Origin of the sequence: Bradyrhizobium sp. 26S5 (assembly GCF_036923295.1) — a bacterium.
Classification (GTDB): domain Bacteria; phylum Pseudomonadota; class Alphaproteobacteria; order Rhizobiales; family Xanthobacteraceae; genus Bradyrhizobium; species Bradyrhizobium septentrionale.
On the sequence record NZ_CP145948.1, the window covers coordinates 4,817,936 to 4,838,737 of the forward strand.

13 protein-coding genes, 3 pseudogenes and 2 riboswitches are annotated in these 20,802 nt (G+C 61.4%); of the genes and pseudogenes, 11 read left to right on the forward strand and 5 right to left on the reverse strand.

Annotated elements, in window-relative coordinates; genetic code table 11:
* Positions 1-87 precede the first annotated feature (87 nt).
* Positions 88-289, reverse strand: a riboswitch (cobalamin riboswitch).
* A 177-nt stretch (positions 290-466) separates the two neighbouring features.
* Genes prpB through V5279_RS22345 form a run of 4 tightly spaced genes read right to left on the reverse strand, consistent with a single transcriptional unit; the run spans position 467 to position 4,568 of the window.
* A complete protein-coding gene (gene prpB, locus V5279_RS22330; protein WP_338700999.1) occupies positions 467-1,402 on the reverse strand; it encodes a methylisocitrate lyase in 936 nt (311 codons plus the stop codon).
* A gap of 10 nt (positions 1,403-1,412) precedes the next feature.
* The gene (prpC, locus tag V5279_RS22335) at positions 1,413-2,585 is read right to left on the reverse strand and encodes a bifunctional 2-methylcitrate synthase/citrate synthase (RefSeq protein WP_166205087.1); all 1,173 of its coding nucleotides are present in this window, start codon (positions 2,583-2,585) and stop codon (positions 1,413-1,415) included.
* A 10-nt stretch (positions 2,586-2,595) separates the two neighbouring features.
* Positions 2,596-4,146 carry an MmgE/PrpD family protein gene (locus V5279_RS22340; protein WP_166205086.1) on the reverse strand — a complete coding sequence of 517 codons (1,551 nt, stop codon included), beginning with the start codon at positions 4,144-4,146 and terminating at the stop codon, positions 2,596-2,598.
* Positions 4,143-4,568, reverse strand: a complete 426-nt coding sequence (locus V5279_RS22345; RefSeq protein ID WP_338701003.1) for an acyl-CoA thioesterase — start codon at positions 4,566-4,568, stop codon at positions 4,143-4,145. Before V5279_RS22345 ends, V5279_RS22340 begins: the two co-directional genes overlap by 4 nt.
* A gap of 134 nt (positions 4,569-4,702) precedes the next feature.
* Between V5279_RS22345 and V5279_RS22350 the strand changes: the two genes are divergently transcribed.
* From V5279_RS22350 to V5279_RS22375, 6 genes are all read left to right on the forward strand, one after another.
* Positions 4,703-6,127, forward strand: a complete 1,425-nt coding sequence (locus V5279_RS22350; protein WP_338701005.1) for a short-chain fatty acyl-CoA regulator family protein — start codon at positions 4,703-4,705, stop codon at positions 6,125-6,127.
* Positions 6,128-6,491: 364 nt separating this feature from the next.
* Positions 6,492-6,917, forward strand: a complete 426-nt coding sequence (locus V5279_RS22355; protein WP_414645957.1) for a DUF3526 domain-containing protein — start codon at positions 6,492-6,494, stop codon at positions 6,915-6,917.
* Positions 6,918-7,056: 139 nt separating this feature from the next.
* Positions 7,057-8,484, forward strand: coding sequence for a PepSY domain-containing protein (locus V5279_RS22360; RefSeq protein WP_338701009.1), 1,428 nt, complete (start codon positions 7,057-7,059; stop codon positions 8,482-8,484).
* A gap of 74 nt (positions 8,485-8,558) precedes the next feature.
* Positions 8,559-9,047, forward strand: coding sequence for a hypothetical protein (locus V5279_RS22365; protein WP_338701011.1), 489 nt, complete (start codon positions 8,559-8,561; stop codon positions 9,045-9,047).
* A 227-nt stretch (positions 9,048-9,274) separates the two neighbouring features.
* A riboswitch (cobalamin riboswitch) is annotated at positions 9,275-9,491 on the forward strand.
* 120 nt (positions 9,492-9,611) lie between these two features.
* A complete protein-coding gene (locus V5279_RS22370; protein ID WP_338701013.1) occupies positions 9,612-12,515 on the forward strand; it encodes a ribonucleoside-diphosphate reductase subunit alpha in 2,904 nt (967 codons plus the stop codon).
* 23 nt (positions 12,516-12,538) lie between these two features.
* Entirely contained in the window at positions 12,539-13,669 is a 1,131-nt protein-coding gene (locus tag V5279_RS22375; protein WP_166205079.1) for a ribonucleotide-diphosphate reductase subunit beta, read from the forward strand.
* Positions 13,670-13,696: 27 nt separating this feature from the next.
* On the opposite strand, the gene V5279_RS22380 is transcribed toward V5279_RS22375, so the two are convergent.
* Entirely contained in the window at positions 13,697-14,095 is a 399-nt protein-coding gene (locus V5279_RS22380; RefSeq protein WP_166205078.1) for a DUF4430 domain-containing protein, read from the reverse strand.
* Positions 14,096-14,362: 267 nt separating this feature from the next.
* Here V5279_RS22380 and V5279_RS22385 point away from each other — a divergent pair.
* The 5 genes and pseudogenes from V5279_RS22385 to V5279_RS22405 all read left to right on the forward strand — a co-directional run.
* A pseudogene (locus tag V5279_RS22385) lies at positions 14,363-15,016 on the forward strand (transposase); the annotation flags it as partial.
* A 101-nt stretch (positions 15,017-15,117) separates the two neighbouring features.
* Positions 15,118-16,617: an IS21 family transposase gene (istA, locus tag V5279_RS22390; protein ID WP_166309211.1), complete on the forward strand. Its 1,500-nt coding sequence runs from the start codon at positions 15,118-15,120 to the stop codon at positions 16,615-16,617.
* Entirely contained in the window at positions 16,617-17,480 is an 864-nt protein-coding gene (gene istB, locus V5279_RS22395; protein WP_166107168.1) for an IS21-like element helper ATPase IstB, read from the forward strand. Before istA ends, istB begins: the two co-directional genes overlap by 1 nt.
* A 373-nt stretch (positions 17,481-17,853) precedes the next feature.
* Positions 17,854-18,629: pseudogene (locus tag V5279_RS22400) on the forward strand (IS5 family transposase).
* 1,539 nt (positions 18,630-20,168) lie between these two features.
* Positions 20,169-20,708: pseudogene (locus tag V5279_RS22405) on the forward strand (RNA ligase family protein); the annotation flags it as partial.
* Between the last annotated feature and the right edge of the window lie 94 nt (positions 20,709-20,802).

Here is a 20,802-nt window from a genome sequence, read left to right on the forward strand (position 1 = left end):
GGGGGCGTGGGCCACGTGACACGTCTGGACTCCGGGCAAAAGGTGGCGCGCGGGGTCGCAACCGCACCACCGAGACACCCCGCCCGAGTACGTTCTGTTGTCGAGGCAGGTCTCCTGGCTCACGGGTCAGTGCTGTTGTCCGGTCTTCCCAAGACCCTCGCGGGCCTCAGTGACTTTGTTGGACAACAACTCACCGCTTACAGTTGCGGGGGCAGCGCCGGCTTTCAACCGGCTTCCCTCTTAGCTCCGGGCCAAACGAGCCCGCAGAACCACGACAGCACTGGAGTTAAGGTCAAGTCCGGCCGCAGTCAATGACCGTGACTGGAAACACCTTGGTATTGCTCAATCGCCCGTTACCGGCTTGTCCTCAAACCCCTAGAATTGGGTTCCGATTTCAATCGGTTCGCGGCCCTGACGGCGCCGGTGCTGGTTGGTGTCCCGGAGCGAACAGCGTCGGAAAGAAGGGCTATCTAGAGCCCGCGACCCGCTGCGGCATGCCTTCGGGAATAATGGTCTGGACGATGGAAGCATCGAGGGCCTCGTAATTGTGCAGTCCAATCGTTGCGTATAGTTCCGCTCGCGTCTGCATCCGATCGACTGCCTTGTGCGTGCCGCCGTCACGCGCGATCGCGGCGTAAAGCTGTTCCTGCGCCTTGTTGGCGATCCGAAGCGACGACACCGGCCAGATCACCATCGAATAGCCCATCTCCTCGAATTCGGAAGCGGTGAAGAAGGGCGTCTTGCCGAACTCGGTCATGTTGGCGAGCAGGGGGACGCCCGGCATCCGCTTGGCGAACGCGCGGAACATCTCGGCCGTATTGAGCGCCTCCGGGAAAATCGCGTCTGCACCGGCCTCCATATAGAGCTTGGCCCGGGCGACCGCACCATCGAGCCCTTCGCTCGCGGCCGCATCGGTTCGCGCAAGAATGACGAGATCACGCCGCGCCTTGGCGGCAGCGGCCACCTTGGCCGCCATGTCGTGCGCATCCGCCAGCTTCTTGTCGTTGAGGTGGCCGCACTTCTTGGGGAGGAGCTGATCTTCGATATGGACCGCGCCGGCACCGGCTTCCTCGAAGACGCGCACCATGTGCATGACGTTGAGGGCTTCGCCATAGCCGGTATCGCCGTCCACCAGCAGCGGCAGACCCGACGCACGGGCGATCTGGCGGATGAAGAACGCGACTTCGTCTACGGTGATGATTCCGAGGTCGGGCAATCCCATCGACGCCGTCATGGCCGCACCCGAGAGATACAGCCCCTCGAAACCCGCCGTCTTGGCCTGAATGGCCGACATGCCGTTGTGGGTGCCGGGCAGGCGAAGAATGCCCGGGCGCCTCAGCAACGCGCGAAAGCGGCTGCCGGCGGTTTCACGCGGAAGTTCTTCTGCGACGAGATAGGGCACGTGTTTCTCCTTACGCCGCACGGACCGATGCAGGCGGCAAGTCGCGCGCCTCCAGCGGGACATAGCTGCGGTTCTCGGGGCCGACATAGTTGGCGGCCGGCCGGATGATCTTGTTGTCGATCCGCTGTTCGATGACGTGAGCCGCCCAACCCGAAGTGCGTGAGATCACGAACAGCGGCGTGAACATCGCGGTCGGCACACCCATCGCGTGGTAGGAGACCGCGCTGAACCAGTCGAGGTTGGCGAACATCCGCTTCGCGTTGGCCATCACGGTCTCGATGCGATCGGCAATCTCGAACATGCGTATGCTGCCGGCCTCGACGCTGAGGTCACGGGCGACCTGCTTGATCACCTTGTTGCGGGGATCGGAGATCGTATAGACGGGGTGCCCGAACCCGATCACGACTTCCTTGGCCTCGATCCGGCGGCGGATGTCCGCTTCGGCTTCGTTGGGGGTGGCGTAGCGCTTCTGGACCTCGAAGGCGACTTCGTTGGCGCCGCCATGCTTCGGCCCACGCAACGCACCGATCGCGCCGGTTACCGCCGAATACAGGTCCGCGCCGGTACCGGCGATCGAGCGCGCCGTGAAGGTCGAAGCGTTGAATTCGTGCTCGGCATAGAGATTGAGCGAGGTGTGCATCGCGCGTTCATGCGAAGCTGACGGCGGCTTGCCGTGCAGCAGGTGCAGGACGTGCGCCCCGATCGAATCGTCGTCGGTCTCGACCTCGATACGGCGGCCGTTGTGGGCGTAGTGGTGCCAGTACAGCAACATCGAGCCGAGCGAGGCCATCAGGCGATCGGCGATGTCGCGCGCGCCTGGCGTGTTGTGGTCATGACTCTCCGGCAGCACGCAACCGAGTGCCGAGACGCCGGAGCGCATGACGTCCATTGGATGGGCTGCGGCCGGCAATTGTTCCAGCGTGTTGAGTACCGCGCGCGGGAGGCCACGCAGCGCCTTCAGCTTGGCCTTGTAGTTGGCGAGTTCGGCGCGGGTCGGCAGGCTGCCGTGCACCAGCAGATGGGCAATCTCCTCGAATTCGCAGACGCCGGCGACATCAAGGATGTCGTAACCGCGATAGTGCAGGTCGTTGCCGCTGCGGCCGACGCTGCAAAGAGCCGTGTTGCCGGCGACGACGCCGGAGAGGGCGACGGATTTCTTGGGCGCGGGTTTCACGTCAGTCATGGTATCCTCCCTATGATCCTGCCGCGCGTCGTGCCGCGGTCTGTGTATCCGGTTTCCAGTCGAAGATTCCGTGGCTGGCCGGGGTGCCCAACTTTGAGGCGTCGACCGTGAAGGTCAGCTCAGACAGTTCGCCGGCGCGCAGCGACGGCAGCCGCTCGACGGCGGCGAGGAAGCGATCCTGCTCGGCGGTTGCGATCACGCCTTCCGCCAAGGTACGGAACTTGCGGATGTAGTCAGGCCGCTTGAACGGGCGCGCGCCCAGCGGATGCGCGTCGGCAACCGCGAGTTCGTCGCTGACGGTCGAACCGCCTTTCAGCCTGACGACGACGCGCCCGCCGAAAGCCTTCTCCTTGGGATCGTGGCTGTGATAGCGCCGGGTCCACTCGGGGTCCTCGACGGTCGAAATCTTGTGCCAGAGCTCGACCGTCGACGGACGGGCCGCACGCTCGGGCGCGTAGGACTTTTCGTGGTGCCAGCAGCCGTCTTCGAGCGCGACCGCGAAGATGTACATGATCGAATGGTCGAGCGTTTCGCGGCTCGCTTTCGGGTCCATCTTCTGCGGATCGTTGGCGCCGGTGCCGATCACGTAATGGGTGTGATGACTGGTGTGGATGACGATGCTTTCGATCGCAGCGAGATTGCCGATCTTTGGCCCCATCCGCCGCGCCAGGTCGATCAGCGCTTGGCTCTGGTACTCCGCCGAATGCTCCTTGGTATAGGTGTCGAGGATGGCGCGCTTCAGTTCGCCCTTTTGCGGCAGCGGCACGGTGTACGAGGCGGATGGACCCGAGAGCAGCCAGGCGATGAAGCCGTCTTCGCCTTCCCATGCCGGCGACGGGGCGCCTTCCCCGCGCATGACGCGATCGACAGCCTCGATCGCCATCTTGCCGGCGAACGCCGGGGCAAAAGCTTTCCAGCTCGAAATCTCGCCCTTGCGCGACTGACGGGTGGTCGTGGTGACGTGTAACGCTTGCTGCACGGCTTGGTAGATCGTCTCGGTCGAAAGGCCGAGCAGGGCGCCGATTCCGGCGGCCGCCGACGGGCCGAGATGGGCGATATGATCGATCTTGTGCTCGTGCAGGCAGATGCCCTTCACCAGATCGACCTGGATTTCATACGCCGCAGCCAGTCCGCGCAGCAGATCTTCCCCCGAGGCACCACAGTGCTGGCCGACGGCGAGCACGGGTGGAATGTTGTCGCCGGGATGCGAATAGTCGGCGGCCAGGAAGGTGTCGTGGAAATCCAGCTCGCGGACGGCGACGCCGTTGGCCCACGCCGCCCATTCCGGCGAATATTTCTGGCTGCTCGGTAGGCCGAAGATGGTCGCGCCGGGCTGCCGCGGATGCGCCTCCGCCTGGGCACGGGCGCTGACGACTGGGTGCCGCGCGATCGAAGCAGCCGCAACCGCGGCGTTGTCGATGATGCGATTGCCGATCATGTCGATGACGGGGTCTTCGATCCGGACCGGATCGGAAGCGACGGACGCGATCTTCCACGCCAGTTGATCGGCGCAGGCTAGATGTTCGGCGGACTTGTAGGTACGGACCTTGTGGTGCTTCACGAAACGGCTTCCTCTGACGTGTGGTGGCTTGTTGACTCGATTGCGGCGGGACGCCCGTTGGCGTCTACGGCAACCATCTCGAACGTTCCCCGAATGACGGATTGGCGCTGGCCGCTCATCAGGTTTTCACGGACCATCTCGACCGCGACCGTCATCGAACTTCTGCCGACGCGATCGACGCGCGCAATCAGCTCGATCAATTCGCCGACCCGGATCGGCTCGTGGAATTCGATCTTGTCGGACGTGGCCATGACGACGTTTCGGCGGGCGTGACGGGTGGCGGCGACGAACGCGGCCTTGCCCATCAGGCTCAAAGCGTTGCCGCCGAACAACGTGCCATAGTGATTGGCGAGGTCGGGAAACACGATTTCGACAAATCGGGTTTCGCCCGAGGGGCTGGTCTTCACAGCATGTGCCAGCATGGGACAATCCAAAGGGCTTGCTATTCGGTGGCGACTTCGCAATATCTGCAAACTCCTTCGCTTGAAAATGGCTGAAAAAGTGTAGTTTTGCGTAGGTTTTCTCTTCGGTTTGCAAAGTTTGCAAAGGCGCCGTGATGAAAAAGACCTTCATGGGTGTGCGGCTGAAACGCCTGCGGGAAGAACGCCGACTTACCCAGGCTGCCCTCGCGGACAAGCTCGGCATCTCGCTGAGCTATCTGAACCAGATGGAGAATAACCAAAGGCCGCTGACGCTTCCGGTCTTGCTCGCGCTGAACTCGGCCTTCGGTCTCGATCTCCAGATGTTTGCCGAAGGCGACGAAGCGCGGTTGATGTCCGACCTCAAGGAAGTGCTGTCAGACCCATCCCTCGGCGAGACCATCGCCACCGCTGAAGTCCGGGAAATTGCGCTCAACATGCCAGCGGTCGGCCGCGCCCTGGTCGGGCTGCATCGCAGATCGCGCCAGGCGGTAGAGCAGGCCGCCGCGCTGGCGGCGCGCCTTGGGGAAGACAGGCAAGCGGATGCCGCCATGCTGCCCTCGACGGCATTCGAGGAGGTCCGCGACTTCTTTTACGCCAATCACAACTACATCGCCGAGCTGGACGAGACCGCCGAGCAGATTGCCCTCAAGATCAACCTGAAGGCAGGGCAGGCGGCATCGGCACTCGCTTCTCACCTCGAAAGCGACTTTGGCGTGCGTATCGTGCTCGACGGCGTGGATGATATCGCCGCCGGTACGCAGAGATGGTTCGACGGCCAGACGAAGACCCTACATCTGTCTCGGCGCCTCCATCCGGGACAACAGGCGTTCCAGTTGGGCACGCAGATTGCGATGTTGTCGTTCGATCGCGAGCTTCAGGCACTAGTCGACAAGGCCGGCCTGACCAGCAAGGAAGCGCGGGGCCTTGCTCGCATCGGCCTGGCCAACTATTTCGCCGGCGCGCTCGTGCTGCCTTATGCGCTATTTCTCGAACAGGCAGAGCAAAGGCGTTACGACGTCGAACTTCTGACGCAACAATTCGACGTCGGATTTGAGACGATCTGCCATCGGTTGAGCACGTTGCAGCGTCCCAGCGCGCGCGGCGTTCCTTTCTTCTTCATTCGGGTCGATCGCGCAGGCAACATCTCAAAGCGTCAGTCCGCGACTGACTTCCACTTCTCTCGTGTAGGCGGGACGTGCCCGCTTTGGAACGTCTACGAGGCGTTCGCCAACCCCGGAAGGATACTCACGCAGTTGGCGCGGATGCCCGACGAACGGACGTATCTTTGGATCGCGCGAACCGTGTCGCATGGGCGCGGCGGATATCTGGCGCCGGCCAAAACCTTCGCCGTCGCGCTGGGTTGCGACATTCGCCACGCCGGCAGCGTCGTCTATTCGCAGGGGCTCGACTTGTCCGATCCCTCGGTGCCGACGCCCATCGGGATGGGCTGCAAGGTCTGCGAACGCCCGGAATGCGCGCAGCGGGCATTCCCGCCAATCGGCCGTGCGCTTCAGATCGACGAGACGCGCTCCCGCTTCGCGCCGTATGCGACGTCGTGAACGGCATCATTGATGACATTCTGTAGTCGCCGACAAAGAGGTCGCACTGCGGTACCTATCCAAGCCAGACCTACAAGGCCCGTTCATCGAGAATAGTGCGCCGCTCATCCTCAAAATTTAAAAGATGCTTCCATCTCGTAGGTCCGGGGTGCGCCGAGAAAAATCTGATCCGGATAGAAAGGATCGCTCCATGTCGCGTACTTTGTATCCGGCGCCATCGCGCACCGAACTCGCCAGTCGCACGCGCGTCGTCACAGCCGAAGCGCTTCGCGAATACGAGAATCTGTACAGCGCTGACTATCGCTATGCCTCGGATCCGGACGCCTTGCTGATCAAAGATGGCCACATCGAGATTCCGGCTCGAATGCGGGCGTTCTTCCTCGCAAAACAGCGGGTGGACGAGCAGATCGAACCGTTGCTCAAGAATTTCGATCGCCAATTGTTGCGACAGCAAGACCTGGTCGACAAGATCGGCTTTTTGTCGCCTGCGATTCTAGTCAACGAAGGGCTCAACGGGGTAGCAGGCACTGACTCGCGCCGCTTTCTCGCTTTTAAAAATCAGACGGAAGAATTTCATAACGTGTGGCGAAAATATTTCGTGCCTCTAATCGCTAACGACCGCGCGACGACGGTCGGTGATGTGGAATCTCTTCCCCGCTGGAAGTGGCGCGAGATATCAGCCGACGAAAACAACCACCGCATCTGGTCGAAGATCGGGTTGATGCTGGTGCTCCTAGCCGGGCTGGCCTGGGCAACCGTTTTCGGCGTGTCCCGCGGCTCCATTGTCTAAGCATTTCAGAAAAAACTAGTGTGTAAACCACCAAACTTTAATCTAACCGGTATTTCGAAACTCACGGCACATCCGGTTACTGCCGGAAGCCTTACGCACCTATGAAGCATCCGCTGCCTTCAAAGGGAGAGACTTCGGCATGCTGAGCGCGATTGTCCTGCTCCATCGTTGGTTGGGGTTCGCGTTCGCACTTTTGTTTGCGATGTGGTTCGCGACGGGAATGGTGATGCACTTCGTGCCATTTCCGTCGTTGAAGGAAGCGGACCGGTTCGCGGGCCTCTCTCCGATCGACGCCAAGAACTTGATCGGGCCGGCCGACGCCATCAAGGCCGCCGGCGTCGCCGATGTGTTGCGTGTACGGTTGGTTCAGCGGTCGGACGGTCCAGTCTACATTGTCTCCGGCCGATCGGCCGCGAGGTCAGTGAATGCAATCGATGCGAAGGATGCCGCGATCGTATCGCCTGACGCTGCGCGGGCCGTCGTCGATCGGTATGCCCGCAACCGCGGGATGACGGCACCATCCCTATCGGTCAGCCTTAACGACTACGATCAGTGGTCCGTGCCGAACGGTTTCGATCGCTATCGGCCGCTGTTTCGCGTCGCGCTCGGCAACGCCGACGGCGATGAACTCTACGTGGCCTGGAACACCGGCGAGGTGGTGCTGGTCACGAACTCCCGCGAGCGGCTATGGAATTACGCGGGCAGTGTGTTGCACTGGATTTATCCAACGGTTCTGCGGCGAAATTGGGCTGCATGGGATTGGGTGGTCTGGACGGCATCGTTTCTGGCGTCGATCGCCGCCTTGCTTGGCGCGATCCTGGGTATCGCACGTCTGAAGCGGCGGCAGGGCCACCTGACGACGCCGTATCGCGGCTGGCACGCCTTACATCATGTCGTCGGACTGGCAGCAGCCGTTTTCCTGCTCACGTGGATCGTCAGCGGATGGCTTTCGATGGATCATGGACGGCTATTTTCGCGCGGGCAATTGACTGACGCTGAAGCGGCGGTAGCGGTCACCGGGGTCGACATTGCGGGCCTGGCATCGTCAATTTGGCCCCCGGTCTCGCCAGGTGCACGTGAAGTCGAGTGGTTCGCATTTGGCGGACAGCAGTTTCGGCGCGACCGCGTGGCGCTCGACAAACAGATGCTGGTTCGGTCGGGCGTAGCGGCATCTGATCCGACCGGCCTTCTGGGTGCGGACGATGTCACCGGCCTGATGTCGCGCTTGGCGCCTGGATGCGGCGCGCCGGGGGCCGTGCCGGCCGACGACGCCTATGAGGCTGCATCACAACTCCCTTCGGCGCCTGTCTATCGTACGATATGCGGCGACGTCTGGTTCGATGTCGACAGCGTCAACGGCATGGTGTTGCAGCGCCTGGACTCCTCGCGTCGCGCGTATCGCTGGGCTTACCAAGCGCTTCACACGCTTGAGTTTCCGGTTCTCGTGCAGCACCCGGCAACCCGTACGCTGATCGTCGTCGGGCTTTGTACGCTGGGCTTCCTTTTTTCGATCACGGGAATTCTAATTGGCTGGCGAAGATTACTGCTGTCTCTATCCCGATCGTGAAACTATGATTTTCATTACCTTTGTGTCGTGGGGTATTGACCGTGGGGACTGTCCGCTCAATCGAGAGTCAATATTTGGACGTTACACACGAGGGCGAAGCGATCTCTGTGCGCTTTGTTCCGAATACTGATCTGACCGTGGGCTCGCATCGCCGCGCTAGTCAATCGATCAGGTTGGTCAGGACGCAACTGAAGCGGTTTGCCGACGCGGTCGAGACAAAGGATGGAGGGGTCACCGCGCATTTCTTGATGGCCGACATGAACGCCGTTTCGGATTTCATCTCGCGCATCGACGAAAAACTCGATCGCCTCCGCAACGAGAAGATCACGATCAAAATGTTGGAAGAGATCCTGCTTCTCACTCCGCTTGAGCGTCAACGCTGGACGAAAGACGGTCGCCTTCCGGCTGCTGGCAATTCCTACATCGATCGCGGCCAGAAAATTCGGCTGTGGACCTATTCACCCGATGTAGTCGCACGGCTTTGGAAAAACCCGGAGATCATCGAGAACTGGCGGAAGGCGGATCTTGCGAGTGGGTCCGCCTCGGCAGGTCAGTCCGATTGAATTGAGAATCAGGCTTGCGCATCGACGTGGTCGAGAACGTCTCTATCGGGCTCCGACAGAATCGGTGCAGTCTCATCAGCGCCTTTTCCCGTCTCGTTCCGTAGGAACACGGAAGTTCAAACGGTCCCCAATGTGGATAACGGGGCCAAGTTGTCTTCGAACTGTCTTGCGAGGCGGTTTTTTGCGTAAAGGCATTAACCGCCCATTGACACTTCGGGACGAATATCACCACATATAGCTGTCATGGTTCCACCGGATCGCAAGATTTGGTGACTAAGAGGGAAGTCGGTGAATCGCACGTGCTGCGAGATTCCGGCGCTGCCCCCGCAACTGTAAGCAGTGAGTCACTCCCGATTTAAGTCACTGGTGCGCCGTGCGCATTGGGAAGACAGGGCGTGGCGATGACCTGCGAGCCAGGAGACCTGCCGTGACATCAGAACGTCCACGGGCGGGGTGTCCGGCGGTTGCTCGTTTGCCATGCCCGGCGTTCGCCGGCCATGCGATCTGGCGCCTGTCGCAAATCCAGCCCCCATAACAACTGCATTTCTACCACGGGGCCTGCCGATGTCTTTGTCTCTCGATCGCGAACTGGCGAAAGCCACTCCAGTCATTCAGTTGCGTCCAGATTCACATGCCGCGCCGGAAGCCGAGCTTCCGATGCAGGTGATCCGCCGCAACGGGACGGTGTCGCGCTTCGACGCCAGCAAGATTTCGGTCGCGATGACCAAGGCGTTCCTCGCGGTCGAGGGCCACACCGCAGCAGCCTCCCGTCGCGTCCATGAAGTGGTCGAGCAGTTGACGGCGGAAGTCGTCACCGCGCTGTCGCGCCGCATGAGCGAAGGCCGTACCTTCCATATCGAGGACGTGCAGGATCAGGTCGAACTGGCCTTGATGCGCAGCGAGCACCACAAGGTGGCGCGCGCCTACGTGCTGTACCGCGACGAGCGCACCCGGCAGCGTGCCGAGCAGGAGGCCGTCAAGCCGCAGGCCGGTCCGCAATTCAACGTCACGCTCGCCAACGGCAGCAAGGTGCCGCTGGACAATGCGCGGCTTGCTCTGATCGCCAACGAAGCCTGCGCCGGCCTCGAAGGCGTCGACGCCGCCGCCGTGCTCGCCGAAACCCATCGCAATCTCTACGACGGCATCAGCCAGGACGAACTTGCGCTTGCGTCCGTGATGGCCGCCCGTACTCTGGTAGAGCAGGAGCCGAATTACGCCTATGTCAGCGCGCGCCTGCTGCTCGACAAGCTGCGCACCGAAGTGCTGTCCTATGTCGAAGGCACGCCGGCCAACGCCTCGCAGGCCGACATGGCGACGCGCTATGCCGAGTATTTTCCGGCCTATATCAGGACCGGCATCAAGGCCGAACTGCTCGACGCTGACCTCGCACGATTCGATCTGCCCCAGCTTGCGGCGGCGCTGAAGCCGGAGCGCGACCTGTCGTTCCAGTTCCTTGGCCTGCAAACGCTCTACGACCGCTATTTCCTGCACGAGCGCGGCAACCGCATCGAACTGCCGCAGGCATTCTTCATGCGCGTCGCGATGGGCCTTGCCGTGCGCGAGATCGACCGCGAGGCGCGCGCCATCGAGTTCTACAATCTGCTGTCATCGTTCGACTTCATGGCCTCGACGCCAACGCTGTTCAACTCCGGTACGCTGCGGCCGCAGCTTTCGTCGTGCTTCCTCACCACCGTGGCCGATGATCTCGATGGCATCTTCAAGTCGGTCAAGGACAACGCGCTGCTGGCGAAGTATTCCGGCGGCCTCGGCAACGACTGGACCCGCGTGCGCGGTCTGGGCGCCCACATCAAGGGGACCAATGGCGAGAGCCAGGGCGTGGTGCCGTTCCTCAAGGTCGCCAACGACACCGCGATCGCCGTCAACCAGGGTGGCAAACGCAAGGGCGCAGTCTGTGCCTATCTTGAGACCTGGCACATCGACATCGAGGAATTCCTCGACCTGCGCAAGAACACCGGCGACGACCGCCGGCGCACCCACGACATGAACACCGCCAACTGGGTGCCCGACCTGTTCATGCAGCGCGTCGCCGCCGACGGCGAATGGACGCTGTTCTCGCCGGACGAGACGCCCGATCTGCACGACCTCTACGGCAAGCCGTTCGCGGAACGCTATGCGTTCTACGAAGCCAAGGCGGCGAGGGGTGAGATCCGCGTGTTCAAGCAGGTCCGCGCCACCGACCTCTGGCGCAAGATGCTGACCATGTTGTTCGAGACCGGCCATCCCTGGATCACGTTCAAGGACCCCTGCAACCTGCGTTCGCCGCAGCGCCATGCCGGCGTCATCCACTCGTCGAACCTCTGTACCGAGATCACGCTCAACACGTCCGACGACGAGACCGCGGTCTGCAACCTTGGTTCGATCAACCTGCTCAACCACATCAAGGACGGGGCGCTCGACGAGATCAGGCTGAAGAACACGACGATGACGGCGATGCGGATACTCGACAATGTCATCGACATCAACTTCTACACCATTCCGGAAGCGCGCCGTTCCAACCTGCGTCACCGTCCGGTCGGCCTCGGCCTGATGGGTTTTCAGGATGCCTTGCAGGCGATGCGGATCGCGATCGCGTCCGATGCGGCGGTGGCGTTCGCCGACACCAGCATGGAAGCGATCTCGTACTACGCGATCTCGGCTTCGGTGAATCTTGCTGCCGAGCGCGGCAAGTATCCGTCGTTCGAGGGATCGCTGTGGAGCCAGGGCATCCTGCCGATCGACTCGATCGAACTGTTGGCCGACGCCCGCGGTGGCCTCGACATGGACCGCTCCAGCACCCGCGACTGGGCCAGCCTGCGTGCCCGCGTCCGGACCATCGGCATGCGCAATTCCAACGTGATGGCGATCGCGCCGACCGCGACGATTTCCAACATCTGCGGCGTCGCGCAGTCGATCGAGCCCGGCTACCAGAACCTCTACGTCAAATCGAACATGTCCGGCGATTTCACCGTCGTGAACGAGTTCCTGGTCCGCGACCTCAAGGCCCGCGGCCTGTGGGACGAGGTGATGGTCAACGACCTCAAATATTTCGACGGCAGCGTCGGTTCGATCGACCGTATCCCTGACGACCTCAAGGCGCTCTATGCGACCGCCTTCGAGATCGACAGCGCCTGGCTGATCGAAGCGGCCTCCCGCCGGCAGAAGTGGATCGACCAGGCCCAGTCGCTCAACCTCTACATTGCCAACCCCTCCGGCAAGAAGCTCGATGCGCTGTATCGCCTGGCGTGGACCCGCGGTCTGAAGACGACCTACTACCTGCGTTCGCGCTCCGCGACCCACGTGGAGAAGTCGACGCTGAAGGGCACCGACGGCAAGCTCAACGCCGTGACCTCGGTCTCGATGATGTCCGCCGGTTCGACCGTCAACGTGTCCTCCGCCGTCACCGCGCCGGACCTGACCACGGTCATGGCGTGCTCGATCGACAACCCCGACTGCGAAGCCTGCCAGTAAGCAGAGAAGAAAAGGAAATCACCATGCTTGACTGGTCAGACAACGCGTCCTCCGCCGCCCGCAAACCGGCGCCTGCGGTCCTGCTCACCACGCCGGCGCCGGAACCAACCGGCCTCGGCACGATCGATCGCAGCGGCGGCCGCGTCTCGGTCGACGAAAAGCGGATGATCAACTGCCGCGCCGACGTAAATCAGCTCCTGCCGCTAAAGTACAAATGGGCGTGGGAGAAGTATCTCGCCGGCTGCAACAATCACTGGATGCCGACCGAAGTCTCGATGCAGGCCGACATCGCGTTGTGGAAGTCGCGCGATGGCCTGACCGAAGACGAGCGCCGCGCCATCAAGCGCAACCTCGGCTTCTTCGCGGCCTCCGAGAGCCTCGTCGCCAACAACATCGTGTTGGCGATCTACCGCCACCTGACCAACCCGGAATGCCGGCAGTACCTGCTACGGCAGGCGTTCGAGGAGGCGGTGCACACCCATACCTTCCAGTACATTGTCGAAAGCCTCGGCCTCGACGAGGGCGAGCTGTTCAACATGTACCGCGAAGTGCCCTCGATCACCGACAAGGCGGCGTGGGCAATCAAGCACACCCAGCATCTCGACGATCCCGACTTCAAGACCGGGACGCCTGAAGCCGACCAGGCGTTCCTGCGCGACCTCGTCGCGTTCTACGTCATCTTCGAAGGCATGTGGTTCTACACGGGTTTTGCGCAGATCCTCTCGCTCGGCCGCCGCAACAAGATGGTCGGGATCGCCGAGCAGTACCAGTACATCCTGCGCGATGAATCGATCCACCTGAACTTCGGTATCGACGTCATCAACCAGATCAAGATCGAGAACCCGCACCTCTGGACGAAGGAGTTCCAGGAGGAAATCCGCGACATGGTGCGAACCGCCGCCGAACTCGAAGCCGCCTACGGCCGCGACACCATGCCCCGCGGCTTCCTCGGCCTCAACGCAGCTCTCTGCGAGCAATACATGCACTTCATCGCCAACCGCCGCTGCGCGCAACTTGGCCTCGCGCGGGTGTTCGACGAGGCGGAAAACCCGTTCCCGTGGATGTCGGAGGCGATGGACCTCAAGAAGGAGAAGAACTTCTTCGAGACGCGCGTGATCGAGTATCAGAACGGCGGCGCGTTGAGCTGGGAGTAGGGAATACGGGTGGCGCTTTGACCCGTGTCAGAGCGCTGCCGTTTTCAACTTGAGCGAGGCTGGTGGAGCGACTGTGACGTCCTGAAACTTCCACTCGATCAGTGCGGTCTGGTTCGTCAAGTCTTCGAACAGAATAGCCTCGCTTGCCCCAACAGGAGATTCCTTCCCGTTGATCCAAAGCAGCCAATAGCAATTCGGCGTAGAACCGTCTGCTACTCCATCGATGCTGTCGATCTGCGCGCCGTAGATTGAGCGGTATTCGACTCGGAAGCTGAAATTGGTGGAATTCATTGCTTCGCCGATGATCGTCGCCTGCAACGCAGTAATCCCGGCGTACCAAGGAACATCAGGAAGTACGTGAGTAGGGTTTGGGTCTGATGGTTTCGCGTAGATTTTGATCTGGATCGAATTCCCGCTGGTCGCCATTGTCGTCCCCAAAATGGAATGCCACAACGACGGACACGGTAATGATGTACAGTAAAAATGTACAACCATATCTTTCGGAATTTTTGGCGCGGAATCTAGTCGCCCGTTAAGAAGCTTCCAGGCGACTGATCTGGAATCGTAATTTGGCTGGAATGACGTTCTGAGATTGCAAGGTTTTGGTGTTTTGTGCATCGGAAGCTTGCAATTTCGTTTTCGAGATTCCCTCGACGGGCGAAGCATGATTCCCTGTCCGCATCGGAGGGCACGATGCGGCCGAAGAAGCACAAAACGACGGGAGCGAACGATTTTTTCCGGGCGCGGCTCGACCAGATCATCAATCTGAAGCACGAGCTGGTCCGGCTCACCGGCAAGATCGATTGGGACTGGATCGACGGCGAGATCGCGCCGCTCTACAGCGAGAACGGCCGGCCGGGGATTGAGACCCGCTTCGTGATCGGGCTGTTGTTGCTCAAGCACATTTACGGGCTGTCCGATGAGGGGGTATGCGAACGCTGGGTCCACGACCCGTATTTCCAGTACTTCACTGGCGAAGAGTTCTTCCAGCACGCATTCCCGCACGAGCGCTCGGACCTGAGCCATTGGCGCAAGCGGCTCGGCGACAGACTGGAACTGCTATTGGCCGAGAGCCTGCGGGTGGCGCACGACGTCGGCGCGTTACGCGGCAAGGACCTTGAGCGGGTCACGGTCGACACCACGGTGCAGCCGAAGGCCATCACCTTTCCGACCGATGCCAAGCTGCTGCATGCGGCGATCCAGGGGCTCAACCGCCTAGCGAGGAAGCACGGAGTGCGGCTGCGGCAATCCTATTCTCGGATCGCCAAGGCCACCGCGATGATGGCGGGACGCTACGCCCATGCCAAACAGTTCAAGCGGCACCAGCGGCAGTTGCGTGTGTTTCGGCATGGAATAAGGACCCCGTTTCGGGGTGATCGGCATCCAATCGGGACCCCGGGATAAGGGTCCACAGTGGCTTCCATCGAGTCATGGAAGCCGAGGTTGGGATGCTGGTGGTGGAGACGATTGGTAAGATCCGTCGCGCCTACTTTGTTGATGGTCGTCCGATCAAGGCGATCTGCCGAGAACTTGGCGTATCGCGGAAGGTGGTTCGCAAGGTCATTCGTTCTCAAGCGACGGAGTTCCGGTACGAGCGCGAGACGCAGCCGCTCCCGAAGATGGGTGCCTGGAGTGCCGAGCTTGATCGGTTGCTGGCAGGGAATGAGAGCAAGGCGGCGCGGGAACGGCTGACGCTGATCCGGCTATTCGAGGAACTCCGCGGCCTGGGTTATGCCGGCGGCTATGATGCGGTTCGTCGATACGCCCGACGGTGGACCAAGGAACGCGGCACCTCGACAGCGTCGGCTTATGTGCCGCTGAGCTTTGCACCAGGCGAAGCCTACCAGTTCGACTGGAGCCACGAGGTGGTCCTGCTGAGCGGCACCACGGTGATGGTGAAGGCTGCTCATGTTCGGCTCTGTCACAGTCGCATGCTGTTCGTGCGGGCCTATCCGCGGGAGACGCAGGAGATGGTGTTCGACGCCCACGACCGGGCATTCGCCCTGTTCAAAGGCACCTGCACCCGCGGCATCTACGACAACATGAAGACCGCGGTGGAGACGATCTTTGTCGGTAAAGGCCGTCTCTACAATCGCCGCTTCCTGCAGATGTGCAGCCACTATCTGGTCGATCCGGTCGCCTGTACGCCAGCGTCGGGCTGGGAGAAGGGGCAGGTCGAGAACCAGGTCGGGCTGGTCCGGGAGCGCTTCTTCACGCCGCGGCTGCGGTTCAAAAACCTCGACGAGTTAAACGCCTGGCTGCTCGACAAGTGCATCGCCTACGCCAAGGCTCATCGCCATCCGGAGCTGGTCGATCAGACGATCTGGGACGTGTTCGAAGCCGAACGCCCCAAACTCGTTCCCTATGCCGGCCGCTTCGACGGCTTCCATGCGGTGACAGCATCGGTCTCGAAGACCTGCCTGGTGCGCTTCGACAACAACAAGTACTCGGTCGCAGCCAGTGCAGTCGGACGACCGGTCGAGGTTCAAGCCTATGCCGATCGCATCGTGATCCGTCAGGATGGACGTATCGTTGCCGAGCACCCGCGATCCTTTGGCCGCGGCGATACCGTCTACGACCCCTGGCATTATGTGCCGGTGCTCGCCCGCAAACCCGGCGCCTTGCGCAACGGTGCTCCCTTCAAAGACTGGGTGCTGCCGGCCGCGATCGAGCGGATCCGGCGCAAGCTGGCCAGCACCGACGATGGCAATCGGCAGATGGTCGACATCCTCACCGCGGTGCTGACTGACGGTCTGTCCGCGGTGGAAGCGGCTTGTGCCGAAGCGCTCAGTCACAGCGTCCATTCCGCCGATGTCGTTCTCAATATCCTGGCCCGTCAACGTGAACCCGCCCCACCGGCCAACATCATGACGCCGGCCGCACTGACGCTCCGTCATGCACCGATCGCCGATTGTGCCCGCTACGACAACCTCCGGAGGACCATCTGATGGAACGAACCCAAATCTTCGACCTCATGGGCGAACTTAAGCTCTACGGCATGAAGGCTGCCTTCGACGAGATCATGGCAACTGCCGTCAAGCGCCAGCACGAGCCTCAACGCATTGTCGGCGACCTGCTCAACGCCGAGATCAACGAGAAGCAAGCCAGGTCGATCAAATACCAGCTCACCATTGCCAAGCTGCCGCTCGCCAAGGACATCGCCGACTTCCAGTTCGACGGCACGCCGATCAATCAGACTCTCGTCAATGATCTCGCTGGCGGCGGCTTCATCGCCCAACAACGCAACGTCGTGCTGGTTGGCGGCACCGGTACAGGCAAAACCCACTTGGCCATTGCCATCGCCAGAAGTTGCATCCGCGATGGCGCCAGAGGACGCTTCTACAACGTAGTCGACCTCGTCAACCGGCTCGAGACCGAGACCCGCAACGGTCGGCAGGGACGGCTCGCCGAGCATCTGACCCGCATGGACTTCATCGTTCTCGACGAGCTGGGCTATCTGCCGTTCGCGCAATCCGGCGGTCAGCTCCTGTTCCATCTCATCAGCCGGCTCTACGAGCGCACCTCCATCATTGTCACCACCAATCTTGCGTTCGGCGAATGGCCCAGTGTGTTCGGTGATGCCAAAATGACCACCGCGCTACTCGACCGATTGACCCATCACTGCGACATCGTCGAGACCGGCAACGACAGCTGGCGATTCAAAAGCCGCGACGATGTTCAAACAACCCGCGCTCGCGCCGTCTCCGCAACCCCGACCAGCTCCGACGACCCGAGCGCTACCAGCAGAGCACGCCGATCAAAGGGGTCCCTTTTGGATGCCGATAGGGGGTCCCAGTCGAACGCCGATTGACATGTGCACACGAAAAGTAATCACTCTGTAAAAATAGCCTACTACTCGGTTAAGTCTTTGATGTTACATGGTGAGCGCGGAGGGACTCGAACCCTCGACCCCATGATTAAAAGGCTCGCGACAAGCCAGTAAGATCAATCTCCATTCCGACTCCTACTCCTGTCGTCCTTGCATTGGACCAAAAGGGAAAATTAGTTATGTCGGAACGAGAGATCGAAGCCAAACCCACTCTTGAACAGGATGATAAGGGTGGGGCAGGGACGATTCGCATCATTTTGCAAAGCGTCGACGACGGTCGCTTTAGGTGGTGTGGACTCTAAGGATTCCCTTTTAGGAGCAAATCAGATTCAAGGCTGCTTTTGGGGAGGCCGCCTTGGGTGTGATGGACCGTTTGGTATTGAGCGACGCGGCGTGGGAGCGGATAGCGCCGCTGATCATAGGGCGCCCCGATCAGAAGGGCTCCACCGGGCGCGACAACCGGATGTTCGTGGAAGGTGTGCTGTGGATCGTGCGTACGGGGTCTCCCTGGCGCGATCTTCCGGAGGTGTTTGGGGACTGGAACAGCGTGTTCCGGCGCTTCAGTCGATGGAGCATCAAGGGTGTTTGGTGGCGGATCTTCGAGGCGATGTCCGATGATCCGGACTTCGAATATCTGATCGTCGATTCCACCATTGTTCGGGCGCATCAGCACGCCGCCGGCGCCAAAAAGGGGGGTCTGAAGATCAAGCGGAAGATCAAGCGATCGGCCGCTCGCGCGGCGGCCTGAGCACCAAGATACATATGGCCGTTCGAGGCTTGGGATGTCCGGTGCGGTTCAAGCTCACCGCAGGTCAGAAGGGCGATGCACCGCAAGCCGCCGCATTGATCGAAGGCTTATCCGCCGAGGTCGTCATGGCCGATACGGCCTATGACGCCGATCACTTGCGCCAAGCCATCGCCGCCAAAGGCGCGCTCGCCGTGATCCCCAACAACCCGTCACGTGCGCTCAAATATCCACTCGACAAGCATTTCTATGCCCAGCGTCATCTCGTCGAATGCTGCTTCTCAAAGCTCAAGCAGTTCCGCCGCGTTGCAACCCGCTTCGAAAAGACCGCCCGAAATTACCTGGCCGTCGTCACTCTCGCAGCCATCGTCTTATGGATGCGATAAGTGTCCACACCACCTAGCGCACTACTTCCGGAGGGAACGGTCCTTGTCACTGGCAGCCGCCAACCCTTATTGGATGCGGCGCGGGTGCTAATGAAACGGGGCCATTCGCAAAACACCCGGATCGAGATGTGGCGGCCCGGTGCATCCCAATTCGCGATGCGCGCCCTGTTGGGGGTGGCGGCTCGGCTGACCGTCGACGAGTCGAGGACGGTATTCGCGCCCTGGAAGCCGTTTCCTTCGTCGGCGGTGGCGTCACCGGCGCGTTTTGCAGGGGGGGCCGCTACCACCCTAGCGACGCCCGAAGCGACGACCACTGGCGTCCTCACGGACAATCCAAGAACAATGCGCCGGGACCGGCTACCGCTCATTCGTTCCGAAGCGGAAAGCGCAAAAGCTCACACCTTCAGCCACTCGACCCCCAGCCAGACGTTGCTGGTGGGCAAGAAAACCAAGACCGGCGGTTAACTGCCGATCGAACCACCGTGTTCGGTTGGCTGTCGCGACAGTTATGGCAGGTCTGCTCGGAGGCTCCCGCTGCCATCAACAACTGCAGTCGATCGTCGCGAGAATAGCGACGGGTTTTGATCCTGCCTTTCCCCGTCGCCGGTCGCCATAGCGCCGCGATAAATGACAGCAAGGCGCCACACCTCAAAGCGGCAGCGTGCCCAGCGCTACACCGGCAAGACCGGATCGGAATCAAACAGGTATCCCGTGGCCCATAGGGACCTGACCCAAACGGTACCGCGCAGCCCGCGGGAACGGTCGAGGGCATCGGACACTGCCAGCGGAATGACCCTCCGCTCGGATCCGATGTGAGAGCGCCGAAAAAAGCTCTCGGAGCCGTCACGGGGACAACGTGGCGGGCCAGCAATGGCGAGGGAAACGAGTATCCGGTCTGTTTTAGAACAGACTCCGCTTGGTCAGCGGCTACGGAGGGCGTCGGCTCAGACCGTGGGGAGAAAGGGCGAAGCTTTGAGCTTTGAGCTAGTGACGTGGATCCAAATTGCCGCCCCGATCCTAGGCGCGTTTAGCGCCGCGGCACTCGTCTTTGAAGGCATCGGCACCTGCGCCACGACCTTCGACGGGCTGTGCGATGACTGCCCGGGCTCATGGCTGGCGGCCTACATCCTGCCCACGGCCGACTATAGGGCACGCCTTGGTCCCGGACAGACCTCGTCGGCTTCGTGCCGCTGCCGCGCGATCAGCGCCTGCTGATCGTCCAGGATCGGTTTGGGGCAACGGAACTTGCTGCGGATCATCACCGGCTCTGCAGCCCTCAGCAGCGCCGCCGTGTCGCAGGAGGGTCCACGACGGCAGCTTAGGGGCGATGATTCTGTCCGCCGCCCCACGAAGGGCGCCGGCGAGTTTCGACCGGTTCAGTTAAGCGCAACGACATCCACTGGCTACGAGGCATTCATTATGGGCTAGGAGGCCGCGTAGAGCCGACTTGGCACCTCGGGCGTCAAATACTCGCCTCCAGGCAAATCTCTTCTCCACGCGGCCTCGCAGACGCAGGGCGCTTTCCGCCAGCGACCACGAATGGTCCCGAGGCCGGCCCTGGCGTCGCCAATCGAGAAGGTGCCGAGCGGCACGCGCTGGCACCATGAGATCAAGTTCGATGGTTATCGCGTTCAGGTCCATCTCGCCAATGAGGAGGTGAAGATCTACACCCGCCGGGGCAACGACTGGACCAAGCGCTTCAAGAAGATCGCCGACGACGCTTGGCATATCTCGGCTGCCTCTGCGATCGTCGACGGCGAGGTCGTCGTGCCGTCGGTGGACGGCACCACAGACTTCTCCGTGCTGCAAAACGAGCTGCGGGGCAAATCAACAAAGATCGTCATGGTCGCCTTCGATCTACTGTATCTCAACGGTCGCGACCTGCGGAAGCTGCCGCTGAAGGAACGCAAGGCAGTGCTTAAGAAGCTGGTTGCCGGGACTGCCATCCAGTTCAGCGAGAGCTTCGAAGTCGACGGCGCCGAGATGTTCGCTCATGCCTGCAAGCTGGGCTATGAGGGCGTTGTTTCGAAGGTCGCCGACAGCATTTACCCGACGGGTACGCGCAGCCGCGATTGGGTTGTCAGACGCTTGCGCAGGTCGGCGGCGGCGGCCCATTGGCACGAGACGCTGACGCCGCACGATATAGCGATCTCGCGCGCGCAGGACGCGGTCC

Bases quoted from the DNA above. Each gene is read 5' to 3' on its own strand.
- prpC (WP_166205087.1), bottom strand. From the start codon at position 2,585: ATGACTGACGTGAAACCCGCGCCCAAGAAATCCGTCGCCCTCTCCGGC.
- V5279_RS22345 (WP_338701003.1), bottom strand. From the start codon at position 4,568: ATGCTGGCACATGCTGTGAAGACCAGCCCCTCGGGCGAAACCCGATTT.
- V5279_RS22350 (WP_338701005.1), top strand. From the start codon at position 4,703: ATGAAAAAGACCTTCATGGGTGTGCGGCTGAAACGCCTGCGGGAAGAA.
- V5279_RS22355 (WP_414645957.1), top strand. From the start codon at position 6,492: ATGCGGGCGTTCTTCCTCGCAAAACAGCGGGTGGACGAGCAGATCGAA.
- V5279_RS22360 (WP_338701009.1), top strand. From the start codon at position 7,057: ATGCTGAGCGCGATTGTCCTGCTCCATCGTTGGTTGGGGTTCGCGTTC.
- V5279_RS22370 (WP_338701013.1), top strand. From the start codon at position 9,612: ATGTCTTTGTCTCTCGATCGCGAACTGGCGAAAGCCACTCCAGTCATT.
- V5279_RS22375 (WP_166205079.1), top strand. From the start codon at position 12,539: ATGCTTGACTGGTCAGACAACGCGTCCTCCGCCGCCCGCAAACCGGCG.
- V5279_RS22380 (WP_166205078.1), bottom strand. From the start codon at position 14,095: ATGGCGACCAGCGGGAATTCGATCCAGATCAAAATCTACGCGAAACCA.
- istA (WP_166309211.1), top strand. From the start codon at position 15,118: ATGCTGGTGGTGGAGACGATTGGTAAGATCCGTCGCGCCTACTTTGTT.
- istB (WP_166107168.1), top strand. From the start codon at position 16,617: ATGGAACGAACCCAAATCTTCGACCTCATGGGCGAACTTAAGCTCTAC.